This window comes from Clostridium muellerianum (assembly GCF_012926525.1).
GTDB lineage: Bacteria > Bacillota > Clostridia > Clostridiales > Clostridiaceae > Clostridium_AM > Clostridium_AM muellerianum.
The window spans coordinates 92,172-105,833 of sequence record NZ_JABBNI010000008.1; the positions used below are offsets into that span (position 1 = coordinate 92,172).

Here is a 13,662-nt window from a genome sequence, read left to right on the forward strand (position 1 = left end):
TATTTTAAATTAAGGATAAGGAGTGAGTTTTTATGGTAGCAACAGTTTTAATAGCAGGTATTATATTTGCATTAATGGTTTTGGTTATAGTAAAGCAAGTTAAAAAGGCTAAAAATGGAGAAAGCGGTTGTGGCTGTGGTTGCAGTAACTGCTCTTCATCTAGTGTATGTCATAGTAAAAAGTAAAATATAAAATACAAAATAAGGACTAATGGTAAATCCAAGGGTCCTTATTTTATGTTTATATTTTTATTAAACAGATTATATAAGGAGGTTTAATATGAGTTCAAAGAAAATTGGAAGTTTAGCAATGATAATATTGATATTTTGTTCATCTACTGTTTTTGCAGATTCTTCATACAAATTAAATGAGAAAAGAATTTTTGGAAAAGATAGGTATGAGACTTCTGCAATGATAAGCAAAGATAACTGGAATAGTTCTTCTGATGTAATATTGTGTAATGGAGAAAATTTTCCAGATGCGCTTTGTTCAGTAACACTTGCTAAAAAATATGATGCTCCTATTTTATTAGTAAGCAAAAACGCAATTAATGAAAATGTTATGAAAGAATTGAATAGATTAAATCCTAAAAAAATAACAATTATAGGTAAAGAAGGGGTTATAAGTAGTGAAATTGAAGAAAAAATAAAAAATTTCTTACCTAAAAAGTTGCAAATAGAAAGACTTGGAGGAATGGACAGATATGAAACTTCAAAAATTATTGCAGATAAAGTTGGACAAAGTAGAGAAATAGTTTTAGTTTCAGGAAAAGCACCTTCAGATGCATTAACTATAAGTTCAATAGCAGCTAATAAAAGTATGCCTGTATTATTAGCAGATGAAAATGAAGAAAGCATACAAAATTATGTAAAAAATAACAATGTAAATAAAGCATATATAATAGGGGGCGAATCTTGTGTACCACTAGAAATGGAAAGAGTTGCTCCAAGTTTTGAAAGAATATATGGAAAAGATCGTTATGAAAGTAATCAAAAAGTAATAAATAGGTTTCGGGACAGTATAAATTTTAAAAGTGTGTATTTAACTATTGCTAGCTTTAATGGAGTTGATCAATTTGCAGATGCATTATCCTCCGCTCCTTTAGCAGCAAAAGATTGTAGCCCAATAATTTTTAGCGATAATACGAATAAAGAACTTTTAAACATTATACAATCTAAAGTTAATAAAGACAGTACTATAATAGCTATAGGAGGAGAAAAACTTGTATCTAATGATACAATTAATAATTTAATTAAAAGTATAAGTTCAAATCAATCAAACAATTCTAGTAGTTCTGGCGGTTCAAATAATTCTAATGTTAAAGCTGATTATACATTATCTTTAGAACAATCATTTCCAGGCGCATTTACATATGATTTAAAGTTTACATCTATTAATAGTTCAAATAACTTAAAAGAATATCAATTACTATATGATGGTAAAGTCATAGCTGAAGATAAAGATGGTGATGGAGTAGTAAGGGTTTTAGCTATATTTTTAGGAAAAGATATTGATAAAAGTAAGTTTCAAATCTTGAAACAGGGAGAATATATTAATTTTAATATATAAAAATAATAGGAGGGACAATATAATGATAAAAAGAAAAACCATAGCATTTGCATTATCATCAATAATGATATTATCAATGGCAAAACATGTCTTAGCAGACAATATTAGTGAGTTAAACAATATATCAGATAATTCTTTAGTTATCGGTAAAAATTTATTTCAATTAGATAATATGGATAATTCTAATTACAATTTAAATACTTTTATAAAAGCTTCAAAAACCGTAGATGATAAAAATGGGGTTTACTACAAGTATAATGGAAAATGGTATACTGGAAATGATATCGAAAGTTTTACTAACTTAAAAAATGGTACTCCATTAGATACTATTCCTAATGATATTTTGCAGGTAAATGGTGAAGATGTAGAAAACTATAAAAATCATGATTCTGCTTTTGATTGGTATCAAGATGGTGATTACAGTCATGATGAAGATGGAGATAATGAATCAATAGAACAATTTGTTGTAGTTTTTAATAAAAACATTAATCCTAATAAGGGAACTTTAAAAATTATAGTCCCAGATAATGAAAAAAAAGATCCTTATGGAATTGACAAGCTTGGAGAAATTAATATAAATTTAGATGGTAAAAGTAAGCCTGAAATGTTGCAAAATGTAGAAGGGGGAAGTCCTGTAACTTGTTATGTTATAAAAAATAAAGAGAATACAGACAGATTAGTTCTTGAGTTAACAGAAGATTGGACAAGAATTCTTAATACAGAGAAAACTGGTTTAAATTATTATGATAATAAAATTAAAGGCTTAAGGCTTGTGGCAGAAGGATTAGAAGACCAAAATGGAAATAAGATAATAGACAATAAAGGATCAGATAAATTAACTGCAAAACGAGATATACGTCTTGCTAAAGATAATGAAAAACCAAAGGTGGTGCATGAAAAAACCATATATACATATATTGGAGAAAATGGTCTTCAAAGTGCAGGAAATACAAGATTGGTATTTAATGAGCCAGTACAAATATTTACAGAGGATATGGTAAGTGCTTTAAAAAAGGCAAATACTAAATTACCTGCAGTAGTAGGATATAATCCTTTAACTCCAAGTCAGGAGCAGCTTAAGGATAATGAATATGGATTACCAGTGTTTTCAGCTGAATATTATAAAGTAGACGATAATGGAAAAAATGTGCTTGATAGTAGTGGAAAACCTATAACAATAAAAGGTAAATATGCACTAATGGGAGATATATTAGAATCAGGTGCAGAATCACATGAAAATGGAGAAAAAATTGCATTTCGATTAGATCAAATTCCATTTAAATATGACTTTGATTCTAATAATAAAGGAATTACCAGGTTTAGGGACATAGGTTCTTTTCTCATAAATCCAGTAACATCTTTGACAGAAGGAAAATGGAAATTAGTTGTTAAAAATTTTACAGATGAAGCAGGAAATACAATGGAAGACTTTATGTCTGATTCTATAGAAGTCAAACCTTATTTTTCAGTAGAGAAATTAACTGAGGATGGTATAAAGGTTCATTTTACAGATCCTTTTGCAGGTAATAAAATTTTAGGAAACAAGGTGATTATAGTAATTACTAAGGATAATAAAATTGTGGCTAGCACTTATCTTGAAAACCTACAGAATGGACAAACTGAGGCGGAAGGTAAATTCAAAGAGCCAATAAAAGATTTAAAAGGTACATATATTATAAATAATATTGAATATACAGTATCAGAAAAAGATTTAAATGTATCAGAAAATACAAAAGATAAGTTGAAGTAATTGAAAAGTAAAAAATCTTTTATACAAATATTAATCATTTTAGGATGAGCTGTTACAGATGTTGTAACAACTCGTATTATAGGAAAAAATAAAATATAATATAATTAGGGCTGTCACCTTACTGGCAGTCCTAATTATATTTTAGGAAAAAATTATTTTTATACGTAGTAATTTAATCCTTTTTAGGTAGTAAAATAAGACTAATATATATAGATGAATTATTCTAAAATTTATTTGATACTTAAAATTTTAAATTATAATAAGCCTATTAACCTTACAGTAGTTGCAACTATAAAACAAATGGTAATTCCAGTAATAGTTGGTACAATAAAAGAAATAAATGTCCATTTCCAGCTTTGAGTTTCTTTTTTTATAGTTAGACAAGTGGTAGCACAAGGCCAGTGCATTAATGAAAACAGCATAACACATATAGCAGTTAAGGAGGTCCAACCGTTTGTAATAAGTAGATTTCTTAATTGATCTAAGCTGTCAAGTTCAAGCATACTTCCAGTAGACATATAGCTCATAATTATTATAGGAACAACTATTTCATTTGCAGGGAAACCTAAAATAAATGCCATTAAAATATAACCATCTAATCCAATAAGTTTTGCAAATGGGTTTAAAAAATTAGCACAATAAGCTAAAATGCTTGTATTGCCTATTTGAGTATTGGCCATTATCCAAATAACTAATCCTGCTGGTGCTGCTATTACAACAGCACGACCAAGTACAAATAGAGTTCTATCAAATATTGATCTAATTATAATTTTTCCTATTTGAGGTTTTCTATATGGTGGCAATTCTAAAGTGAAATTAGAAGGAATACCTTTTAATATGGTTTTTGATAAAAGTCTAGATATTATTAATGTCATTATAACTCCTAGAATAATAACTCCAGTGAGAATTAGTGTAGATATTACCGATTGAAAGGGACTTACAACAACTCCAGTAAAAAACATAGTGATAATTGCTATTAGAGTAGGAAATCTTCCGTTACAAGGTACAAAATTATTAGTTATAATAGCAATAAGTCTTTCTCTTGGAGAATCTATTATTCTGCATCCTATTATGCCAGCTGCATTACAACCAAAGCCCATACACATTGTTAATGCTTGCTTTCCGCAGGTACATGCTTTTTTAAAATAGTTATCAAGATTAAAGGCTATTCGAGGCAAGTATCCTAAGTCCTCCAGTAATGTAAAAATAGGAAAAAATATAGCCATAGGAGGAAGCATAACAGATACTACCCAGGCAAGAGTTCTATACATGCCCATAACTAGAAGTCCATGTACCCAAGGAGGAGTACCTAACCAAGCAAAAAAATCTGTTAGTTTGTCTTGTATCCAAAATAGACCAGTAGCGATTAGGTCAGAAGGAATGTTAGCTCCAGTAATGGTAATCCAGAAAACTATACTTAGAAGAAGAATCATAGTTGGAATTCCAAATTTTTTTGAAGTAAGGTATTTATCTATTTTTCTATCAATATGATTATAGTTACTATTTTTTAAGGAAACAACTTTAGTACTAATTGTCTCTGAAGTTTTTACAAGCTTACAAACAATTTTGTCACGAAAAGTATCAGAATTAATATCATGTTCATTTAAAAAGGTTCTTGTTTTATAAACCTGTTTCATAAGTTCATAATTTTCAGTTAGATTAAAATTTAGGTATTTATTAATGGAGGATAATAAGGTTTTATCTCCATCTATGAGCTTTAGTGCTACCCATCTAGGATTAAGTGAATTCTTAATTACTAAGTCAACTAAATTTTTAACCTGTGATATGGAATTTTCTATTACTTCATCATATACAATGTTAATGGTGTTAGTAGTAATGTTATTAAATGCAACATCAAAAACTGCATTCATTAATTGAGTTAAATCTTTTTCTTTAGTAGCACTTGTTCCTATTACAGGAACTCCAAGACATTTAGATAATTCTTTTAAATTTATAGTTATTCCTTTTCTTTCTGCTTCATCCATTAAATTAACGCATACTACTACCTTTGAAGTTATTTCTAATGTTTGCAGAACAAGATTTAAATTTCTTTCTAAACATGTAGCATCTACTACAATTACTACTGTATCTGGATTTCCAAAGCAAATAAAATTTCTAGCAACTTCTTCTTCAATGGAATTTGACATTAAAGAGTAAGTTCCAGGTATGTCTACTAAAATAAAATTGGTGTTTTTATACAAGTAGTTTCCATGAGCATTTGTTACAGTTTTACCAGGCCAATTACCTGTATGCTGATTTAAACCTGTTAGATTATTAAAAACAGTACTTTTTCCTACATTAGGATTTCCAGCCAGTGCTATTATTTTATCATCTGGTGAGTTTTTAGTGATTTTGAGCTCATTCTCCAAAATTTTTATTCCAGTTGAAGTGCTGGTTAAACACATTAATATTTCCTCCTTAAAAAGTGTTAAATTTATATATTATTTATAAATATAAACTTAAAGAGTTTCTACTAATATCATAGAGGCTACTTCAGTGCGTAGAGCAATTACTGCTCCTCTGATAAGATAAGCAATAGGATCACCAGATGGACTCTTTTGTAAAGATTGTATAACAGTATCATCGATTAAACCTAAGTCCAATAATCTTCTTCTTATTAAACCATCAGAAGTAAGTTTCTTTACTATACATTTTTCACCAAGTGGTAATAGATTTAATGGAATATAATAATTATTCATATAAAAATAACCTCCATACATAATAAAATAAATTACTTTAAGGAAAAAAACTTTCCCTACACTAAAATATGATAGATATTTTTAAAGTGTTACTAAACATATAGTTTTTTATTAAAATATTAGTTATTAAATGCTACAAAAAAAATTTAATTACTAAGGGTATAGTAATTACAGATAAAAGAGATGAAAATGATACTATAAAAGCAGAATAATCTTTATTTTTGTTGAAGTTTTCTGCAAAAATTGTGGTTAATGCACCTGCAGGCATAGCTTGCATTAATATAAAGGTTTTTAAAACCATAGAATTTTCTTTAAATAAAAGGGATATCCAATATAATATTAATGGTAAGAGTATGAGTTTTATCATTGAACCATAATACATACTCTTGTCCTTAATAATCTTTTTAAGTTCACTTCTAGATAATAAACTACCTATTATAAGCATAGATATTGGCGTTGTAAGTCCTCCAACCATTTTTGTAGTGCTCAACAGTATAGGAGGTATTTTTATTGAAAATATCATAATTAAAAGTCCTATTACTGAAGAAACTACTCCAGGATTTTTAAGTGACTCTTTTAAGCCTTTAAGATCACTTTTATTATTAAATAACATTACTCCGTAGGTCCATACAAAAATATTAAATATCATATTAAAAATGGCAGCATATACTACTCCTTCATTTCCAAAAACGCTTTGAGCTACAGGAAATCCCATAAAGCCACAATTTGAAAAGACCATTGCAAACTCAAGAACATTTCTTTTGCTTTTATCAACTTTTATAAGCAAGGGTTTTACTAACAGTGGAGTTAGTATAAATATTGCAAAGCTATAGATAAAAGCCTTTACAACATTGTTTGCAACATCAGGTCCATAGGATATACTGAAGGAGGAAATAACCAAAAATGGAGTTGTTATTTCTATTAATAGCTTGGATAAACCATTTGAAAAATTTTCATCTATAATATTTTTCTTTCCACCATAGAAACCTACCAGGGCAACTAAAAATAAAGATATTATTTGAGTTATTACTGTGTTTACTTCCATAAATTAACCTTCTAACTTTTTTTTATAATTCATATTGACATATTATATATGATAGAATCTTGTACAAATAATTCTATCATATATAAATAAGATATAGATTGTCAAATACTAAATTTAAAGATAGAAAGGTTTTAAATGGTTAATTACTACTGCCAGCTATTTATTTGTTTTACATACATTGATCTTGAAAAGAAAAAGTAAATTGTTTGTAGTAGAAAATAAATTCCTACTATAATCATTAAATAAAGGCTAAGGCTTGTTTGTAATATATTGCTTAAAGCCTTTATTGCAAAACTAGTATGAATAAAGGATACTGCAAAAGGGAGAAAGAACATTATAAAGCACTGAGTACTTACTATTTTCTTTATTTCGTCTATAGACATTCCCATTTTTTTAAGAGCTGTAAATTCATGTTTATCATTTTGAATTTGATTAAATAATTTAAAGTATATTATGCTGCAGGTTGCTATGAAGAATAATACTGAAATAAATGTTCCTATGAAGAAAAATGTGGACATGACTTCCATCATTTTAGAAAAGCTTAATACTCTTTCAGAAAAACTACTTTCCATTTCCTTTGAAATTTCGCTTTTTATCTTTGATACTGAGTTTACTGCTTTAAATCCATTTTTTATAGTATAACCATAATAAACTTGAAGACTATCATCCTTAATATCAGCTTTAAGTTTATTAAAGTCATCATCACTTATTACTGCAGTATTGGAGTTCTTGTTATCCTGATTAATTATTCCACCATTTATTTCATTTTTAAGCTTTAAGTTTATGGAAGTGCTTTGAGTATTTAATTTTAAATAACTTTTATCAGCAAATAATTCTGTATCTTTAGTTGCAATGACATTATGATAGTGAATAATTACTTCACCACTATTTAATTTAATGGAGTGTTTCTTTTGTTCATTTGCTAAAGTATTATAATCAGTATTGGACATAATATAGAAATCTTTTCTATTGATGAGTTCTTCAAAATTTGAGTGCTTATTTGAAGATAAATCATTATTAGTTGCTTTTATAAGTATAACTTTATTTTTGTATTCTATTTCATTTCCATAGGATTTAAAAACTTTTTCTACTTCTTTAGGGGATATTACATTGTGTGCATTTAATCCATTTTCAATAAAACTTATGTCCTGTGGGTAGTCTATTATAGTTTGTTTTTGTACAGTTTTTTGAAATGAATATACACTTGCAGAAGCTGTTAAAGTTACAGCTGAAAGTATTGAAACAGCAAATAGTATTTTGGTATTGTCACTAAGTTTATATATTATTTGAGATAAAGTTATCATATTGATGCCTTTATAAAAAATTTTATTATTATTTTTAAGTTTACTTGTAACATATATACTGAATTGAGAGTATAGCATATATGTGCCGGTTACTACTACAATTAAAATAGGGAACATAGTGAGTACAATAGCTTGACCTGAAAAAACTGCTAAAATATATCCAAAGCCAATTAATATTGTAGATAAAATTGCTTTTTTACTAGAAAATTTAGGTACTGGCTTTGCAACCCTTGAGCCTTTTAAAAGCTCTATTATATTATTGCTTTTTATCTTATAACTTGATCTAAAACAAGTTACTTGAAACAATATTAAAAAACACACTGAGGTTAATAGTACAGCTTTAATTGATATAGTAAGTGGAATTTCAGCATTTAAAATCAAAATAGCTGAAATTGACATAAAAAATAGCTTAGAAAAAAGAGTACCAAGTATAATTCCTGTGCTTATAGAGAATAAAGAAACAATGAAGTTTTCAAACATAACATAGTTTCTTACTTGGCTTTTTGTCAGTCCAAACATCGATAAAAGTCCAAATTCTTTTTCTCTGGATTTTAAAAAACTTGATATGGAATAGTTAGTAAATACAACTGTGAATATGAGTATTACAAACTCACAAAGATAAACTATTTCTATCATAATTGCTCCAGCTTGGCCCATGTTTTTTAAACTGGAAGCTTTAGGACTTAAAAGAAAATTTGCAAATATGAAAAATACCATAACTACAAAGGTATTACTTAAATAGTACATTATAAATTTATTTAAATTTCCTTTTATATTTTTAACAGCAATGTTATGCAATGTCATTGTAATGACCTCCTATTAAAGTAAGTGAATCCATGATTTCCTTAAAGAAAGCTTGGCGATTACCTCCTTTTACAATTTCCAAAAAGAATCTTCCATCCTTAATCATTATTATTCTTTTACAAAAGCTAGCTGCAAAAGGATCATGAGTAACCATCATTATAGTTGCTTTTCTTTCATTATTTAAGTTAGTCAAAGACTCCATAACATCCTGAGAAGCTTTAGAATCAAGATTTCCAGTAGGTTCATCTGCAAGTATTATAGAGGGATTATGAATTAGTGCTCTAGCACAAGCGGCTCTTTGCTGCTGTCCACCTGAAGTTTCATAAGGTCTTTTATCTAAAATCTTTTTTATATTTAAAAGTGAAGCAATATCAGCTACCTTTTTTTCTATTTCATGAGTATTTGTTTTGTTGAGTACTAATGGAAGTATTATATTTTCCTTTATTGATAGGGAATCTAGTAAATTAAAATCTTGAAATATAAATCCAAGTTCTTTCCTCCTAAATAGTGCAGCTTTTTTTTCATCAAGTTTTTCTGGATTAACTCCTTTTATGAAAAGTTCTCCTGAAGTTGGAGTATCTATTGTTGCAAGAATGTTTAAAAGAGTGCTCTTTCCACTTCCAGAAGGGCCCATAACTCCTACAAATTCTCCTTCATCGATGCTAATATTAAATTTATCAAGGGCTTTTACTTGTAGGTTTCCTTTTTTATCACCATAAATTTTACTTATATTTTCAGCTTTTAATACTGACATATTATCATTCCTTTCATCTATTAATTTCATGACTGTTATCCATAATATTCTCATTCTTTTAGATGAGGAATATCTTGAATTTTATGTATATATTATAAAAAAATTAGAGAAATCAATGTATCGATTTCTCTTTCAAATACAATTTTAATCTTACAATATTGAAAGATTAAAATTTAAACAAGTTTTTACCCTTGAAAAATACAATAGAAAAGGTGGAACCTTTGCCTTCTTTTGATTCTAAAAGAATTTCATGACCAAGTTTATCACATATTTTCTTTGCAAGGTACATTCCCATTCCTGTGGATTCATCACTTTTTCTTCCATTCTTACCTGTAAAGAAAGCATTAAATACTCTATTTAAATCTTCTTTTGGTATACCTATTCCTTCATCACTTATTGATAATATAATTTTTAAATTTTCATCTTTGATTTTAAAAGTAATATACTTGCTGTCCTGAATTTTCAGTTTTGAATATTTTATAGCATTTATAACTATTTGATTTATTACGAAGTAAATCCATTTTTTATCTGTTTCTACTGTTATATCTGCATCAGCTGTAACTTTAGGGAATACATGGTTTCTTATGAGAGACTTCTTATTGTCATTTAAAACATTTCTAACAATGGATATAATGTTTAAGCTTTCTACATTAAAATCAAAATTAAATTCATTAACTCTTGCATTACAAAGCATCATATCAAGACCATGAGATAACTTTTCATTTTCTTCTAATATACTGTCAAATACAGCTCTATTATCTTCATTTATTTCATCTTGAAGTATGAGATTCATAACAGATACAGGAGTTTTCATTTGGTGTACCCACTTATTTATAAAATTTATGTATTCCTTGTGTGTTTCTTCATATTTTATAGTTCTTTCACTACATATTTTATAAGTTTTAAGCAGAAGTTTTTTAAACATTTCATGCTCATTAGTGCTGCAACTTCCTATATTAAGTATATTATCTAGATCTTCCTTTGAATTTAACATTATTTTAAGTTGATTATAAAAATCTCTATTTTTTAAATAATCATATATCAAAAATAATATGAAAAAGATTATTGAAATTAACCAAGCATAAAGTATGTTATTATTTATAAGTTCAATTTTGTTTATAATTAAAGTAAGATACAGTACAAGTATAACTGCAGCAGTGGATAAAAAATAAATCACTGCAAAAGGTATTTTATCTTTAAGAAAGTCTTTAAAATTCATTTATTTCACCTGCTTTGTTTTACCAATTTGGTACTATTTTATAACCTTGTCCACGTTTGGTTTCAATTACATTGGTAATTCCAATTTCCTCAAGTCTTTTTCTTACGCGAGTCATGTTAACAGACAGGGTATTATCATCAACAAAATCTACATCATTCCATAAAACCTCCAGTAAGCTTTCTCTGGAAACAATTTTATTTTCATTCTTAAGAAGGGAATATAGAAGTTGGAATTCCTTTTTACTAAGCTCTACTTTTTTATTTTTATATTCTACTACATTTTGATTTAAATATAAAAAGAGTTCATTTGATTCAAATACTTCACTATTGATATTTTCTGAGTAACGTCCATAAACTCTTCTTATAACTCCTTTTATCTTTGCAATGAGTACATCATAGGAAAAAGGTTTGGTTATATAATCATCCCCTCCATTTTCGATAGCCATAACTTGGTCCATATCAGAATTTCTAGCTGAAAGGAATATTATAGGAACATTAGATATTGTTCTTATATCTCTGCACCAGTAAAAGCCATCGTACAATGGTAAATTTACATCCATAAGAACAAGGTGAGGATTATTTTTTATAAACTCATTTTTTATATTAGAAAAGTCATCTACAGAGTAAGTTTTATATCCATACTTTTGCAGATGATTTCTTACAAGATTGTCTAATTTTTTATCATCTTCAATTATCATTATGTTATACATTTTATACACCTCTCAAAGCAATGTCATTTATCTTTCTATTGTATCATAAATAATATAATAAAATTGACAATTTGTTTCCTTGTGGAATAAGATGGATATAGAATGAAGAAAGGAAGTTAATATAATGATAAAACAAAAAAACAAGTGTAAAATTATACTTATAACATTAGTAGCTACAGCACTTTTTTGTTTACTAGTAGGTATAAGCTCTATTTCGCCACTTGCTAACTCTGGACCTAATGCTAATAAATTTAATTCTATTGGTATGTGGTTATCTATAGGTATTGTTTCATTACTTTATATATTACCTTTGATTGTTTATGCATTAGGAGTAGATGTAATGAAATTTGTAATAGCAGTTTTTTTAGCTATTGGAATGTTAGCAGATTTTTCACTGATAGTGTTTATTTTTATTTTCAACTCATTTACTAAAAATTTATTATATTCACTAATAGGAGCTATTTCTATTACATCATTAATTGTAAATGTTATTTGGTTTTTTGTAGTTTTTTCTTTATCATCAAAGAGAAAGTAAGTGTAATTATATTATAATGAGTTATAGGCAAATAACAAATTCACAGGTTTTATATTATTTGCATTTATAGTATCACTTGCTTTTGTGCAATCAAATAGGATTATGTATATAGTTTGTGCTGTTGCAAATATTTTTGCTATTGAGGAATTACTAATTAATTTATTTTCAAATGAATTACAAATAAATAGAAAAAGTATATTTAAAAAATATAAGATTTAGGAGAGCTAATATGGATACAATAAAAGTAATAGAAGAACGAAGAAGTATAAGAAAATACAAAAACAAAGTAGTGCCAAAAGAAATAATAGAAAAAATACTTAAATTAGCAACTAAGGCTCCTTCAGGTAAAAATCGTCAACCATGGAGATTTGTTATTATACAAGGTAAAAAAAAAGGTGAGTTAGTAAATATAATGAGTAATGTGGCAAATTTTCATAAGGAACAAAATAAAAATGTTGGAAGCTTAGAATTAAGTATTAATTCTATTGATGAAGCATCAATAGTGATTCTAGTATTCAATGCATTTTCTAAGTTTGAAGAAGACTATAATCACTACAGATTACTTACGGATACTCAGTCAATAGGTGCAGCTGTACAAACAATGATTTTTGCTGCACAAGATTTTGGATTAGGTAGTCTTTGGATTTGTGATGTTTTTTATTGTGATAATGAAATATGTTCTTGGTTAAATCGTAAAGATGAACTTGTGTCAGCAGTTGCTATAGGATATCCAAATCAATGTCCATATCCACGTCCGCGTAAGTTATTTCAAGAAGTTACAGAATGGATATACTAGAAAAACAATAGATAATAATTTAATCCTAATTAGTTTGCTTTTGTTAATGATTTTTAATGTTTAGGCAGTGTCATTATATATTTTTTTATCTTATCAAAACTTTCATCACTTATTACATGTTCAATTCTACAAGCATCTTCTAGTGATGTTTTTTTATTTACACCAAGAAACATCAAAAAACTTGAAAGAGTTTCATGTCTTTCGTACATTTTTTCTGCAATGGCAAGACCAGCCTTTGTAAGAGAAATGTACCCATCCTTATCCATTTCAATATATCCATTTTCTCTTAATTTTTTCATGGCAATACTAACGCTTGCTTTGGTATAATTGAGTTCATTTACTATATCAATAGAGCGTACAGCATTAAGTGTTTTTTGTAATATTAAAATTGTTTCAAGATAGTTTTCTGCAGATTCTTGAATTTTCATAGCAATTTCACCATCTTTCTATTACCAATTTGTGACTAAATTAATTTTAT

The 13,662-nt window shown here is 27.5% G+C and carries 13 protein-coding genes; 5 read left to right on the forward strand and 8 right to left on the reverse strand.

The features are described from left to right. The first annotated feature begins 32 nt into the window (after positions 1 to 32). The 3 genes from HBE96_RS03995 (at position 33) to HBE96_RS04005 (ending at position 3,319) form a co-directional block, all read left to right on the forward strand. Positions 33 to 185, forward strand: a complete 153-nt coding sequence (locus HBE96_RS03995) for a FeoB-associated Cys-rich membrane protein (protein ID WP_169296467.1) — start codon at positions 33 to 35, stop codon at positions 183 to 185. Between the two features lie 94 nt (positions 186 to 279). After that, a complete protein-coding gene (locus HBE96_RS04000; RefSeq protein ID WP_169296468.1) occupies positions 280 to 1,569 on the forward strand; it encodes a cell wall-binding repeat-containing protein in 1,290 nt (429 codons plus the stop codon). 22 nt (positions 1,570 to 1,591) lie between these two features. After that, a complete protein-coding gene (locus tag HBE96_RS04005) occupies positions 1,592 to 3,319 on the forward strand; it encodes a hypothetical protein (RefSeq protein WP_169296469.1) in 1,728 nt (575 codons plus the stop codon). A gap of 254 nt (positions 3,320 to 3,573) precedes the next feature. Here HBE96_RS04005 and feoB read toward each other — a convergent pair whose 3' ends face one another. The 7 genes from feoB to HBE96_RS04040 all read right to left on the reverse strand — a co-directional run bounded on the left by feoB (position 3,574) and on the right by HBE96_RS04040 (position 11,853). Next, the gene (gene feoB / locus HBE96_RS04010; protein ID WP_169296470.1) at positions 3,574 to 5,724 is read right to left on the reverse strand and encodes a ferrous iron transport protein B; all 2,151 of its coding nucleotides are present in this window, start codon (positions 5,722 to 5,724) and stop codon (positions 3,574 to 3,576) included. Positions 5,725 to 5,778: 54 nt separating this feature from the next. Beyond that, a complete protein-coding gene (locus HBE96_RS04015; RefSeq protein ID WP_169296471.1) occupies positions 5,779 to 6,018 on the reverse strand; it encodes a FeoA family protein in 240 nt (79 codons plus the stop codon). Positions 6,019 to 6,151: 133 nt separating this feature from the next. Further along, positions 6,152 to 7,063 (reverse strand): AEC family transporter, encoded by a 912-nt coding sequence (locus tag HBE96_RS04020; protein ID WP_169296472.1) that lies wholly within the window; start codon positions 7,061 to 7,063, stop codon positions 6,152 to 6,154. Between the two features lie 146 nt (positions 7,064 to 7,209). Then, positions 7,210 to 9,171, reverse strand: a complete 1,962-nt coding sequence (locus tag HBE96_RS04025; RefSeq protein WP_169296473.1) for an FtsX-like permease family protein — start codon at positions 9,169 to 9,171, stop codon at positions 7,210 to 7,212. Next, positions 9,158 to 9,925, reverse strand: a complete 768-nt coding sequence (locus HBE96_RS04030) for an ABC transporter ATP-binding protein (protein WP_169296512.1) — start codon at positions 9,923 to 9,925, stop codon at positions 9,158 to 9,160. Before HBE96_RS04030 ends, HBE96_RS04025 begins: the two co-directional genes overlap by 14 nt. Before the next feature lie 166 nt (positions 9,926 to 10,091). After that, a complete protein-coding gene (locus HBE96_RS04035) occupies positions 10,092 to 11,144 on the reverse strand; it encodes a sensor histidine kinase (RefSeq protein ID WP_169296474.1) in 1,053 nt (350 codons plus the stop codon). Positions 11,145 to 11,163: 19 nt separating this feature from the next. Next, positions 11,164 to 11,853, reverse strand: coding sequence for a response regulator transcription factor (locus HBE96_RS04040; protein WP_169296475.1), 690 nt, complete (start codon positions 11,851 to 11,853; stop codon positions 11,164 to 11,166). Between the two features lie 124 nt (positions 11,854 to 11,977). Between HBE96_RS04040 and HBE96_RS04045 the strand changes: the two genes are divergently transcribed. After that, entirely contained in the window at positions 11,978 to 12,388 is a 411-nt protein-coding gene (locus HBE96_RS04045; RefSeq protein ID WP_169296476.1) for a DUF5391 family protein, read from the forward strand. A 229-nt stretch (positions 12,389 to 12,617) separates the two neighbouring features. Then, positions 12,618 to 13,184, forward strand: a complete 567-nt coding sequence (locus HBE96_RS04050) for a nitroreductase family protein (protein WP_169296477.1) — start codon at positions 12,618 to 12,620, stop codon at positions 13,182 to 13,184. A 53-nt stretch (positions 13,185 to 13,237) separates the two neighbouring features. Here HBE96_RS04050 and HBE96_RS04055 read toward each other — a convergent pair whose 3' ends face one another. After that, on the reverse strand, positions 13,238 to 13,612 hold the full coding sequence (locus tag HBE96_RS04055) for a metal-dependent transcriptional regulator (protein ID WP_169296478.1): 375 nt from the start codon (positions 13,610 to 13,612) through the stop codon (positions 13,238 to 13,240). Positions 13,613 to 13,662: the final 50 nt, after the last annotated feature.

Coding starts and splice junctions, on each gene's coding strand:
- HBE96_RS03995 (WP_169296467.1), top strand. CDS start 33: ATGGTAGCAACAGTTTTAATAGCAGGTATTATATTTGCATTAATGGTT.
- HBE96_RS04000 (WP_169296468.1), top strand. CDS start 280: ATGAGTTCAAAGAAAATTGGAAGTTTAGCAATGATAATATTGATATTT.
- HBE96_RS04005 (WP_169296469.1), top strand. CDS start 1,592: ATGATAAAAAGAAAAACCATAGCATTTGCATTATCATCAATAATGATA.
- feoB (WP_169296470.1), bottom strand. CDS start 5,724: ATGTGTTTAACCAGCACTTCAACTGGAATAAAAATTTTGGAGAATGAG.
- HBE96_RS04015 (WP_169296471.1), bottom strand. CDS start 6,018: ATGAATAATTATTATATTCCATTAAATCTATTACCACTTGGTGAAAAA.
- HBE96_RS04020 (WP_169296472.1), bottom strand. CDS start 7,063: ATGGAAGTAAACACAGTAATAACTCAAATAATATCTTTATTTTTAGTT.
- HBE96_RS04025 (WP_169296473.1), bottom strand. CDS start 9,171: ATGACATTGCATAACATTGCTGTTAAAAATATAAAAGGAAATTTAAAT.
- HBE96_RS04030 (WP_169296512.1), bottom strand. CDS start 9,925: ATGTCAGTATTAAAAGCTGAAAATATAAGTAAAATTTATGGTGATAAA.
- HBE96_RS04035 (WP_169296474.1), bottom strand. CDS start 11,144: ATGAATTTTAAAGACTTTCTTAAAGATAAAATACCTTTTGCAGTGATT.
- HBE96_RS04040 (WP_169296475.1), bottom strand. CDS start 11,853: ATGTATAACATAATGATAATTGAAGATGATAAAAAATTAGACAATCTT.
- HBE96_RS04045 (WP_169296476.1), top strand. CDS start 11,978: ATGATAAAACAAAAAAACAAGTGTAAAATTATACTTATAACATTAGTA.
- HBE96_RS04050 (WP_169296477.1), top strand. CDS start 12,618: ATGGATACAATAAAAGTAATAGAAGAACGAAGAAGTATAAGAAAATAC.
- HBE96_RS04055 (WP_169296478.1), bottom strand. CDS start 13,612: ATGAAAATTCAAGAATCTGCAGAAAACTATCTTGAAACAATTTTAATA.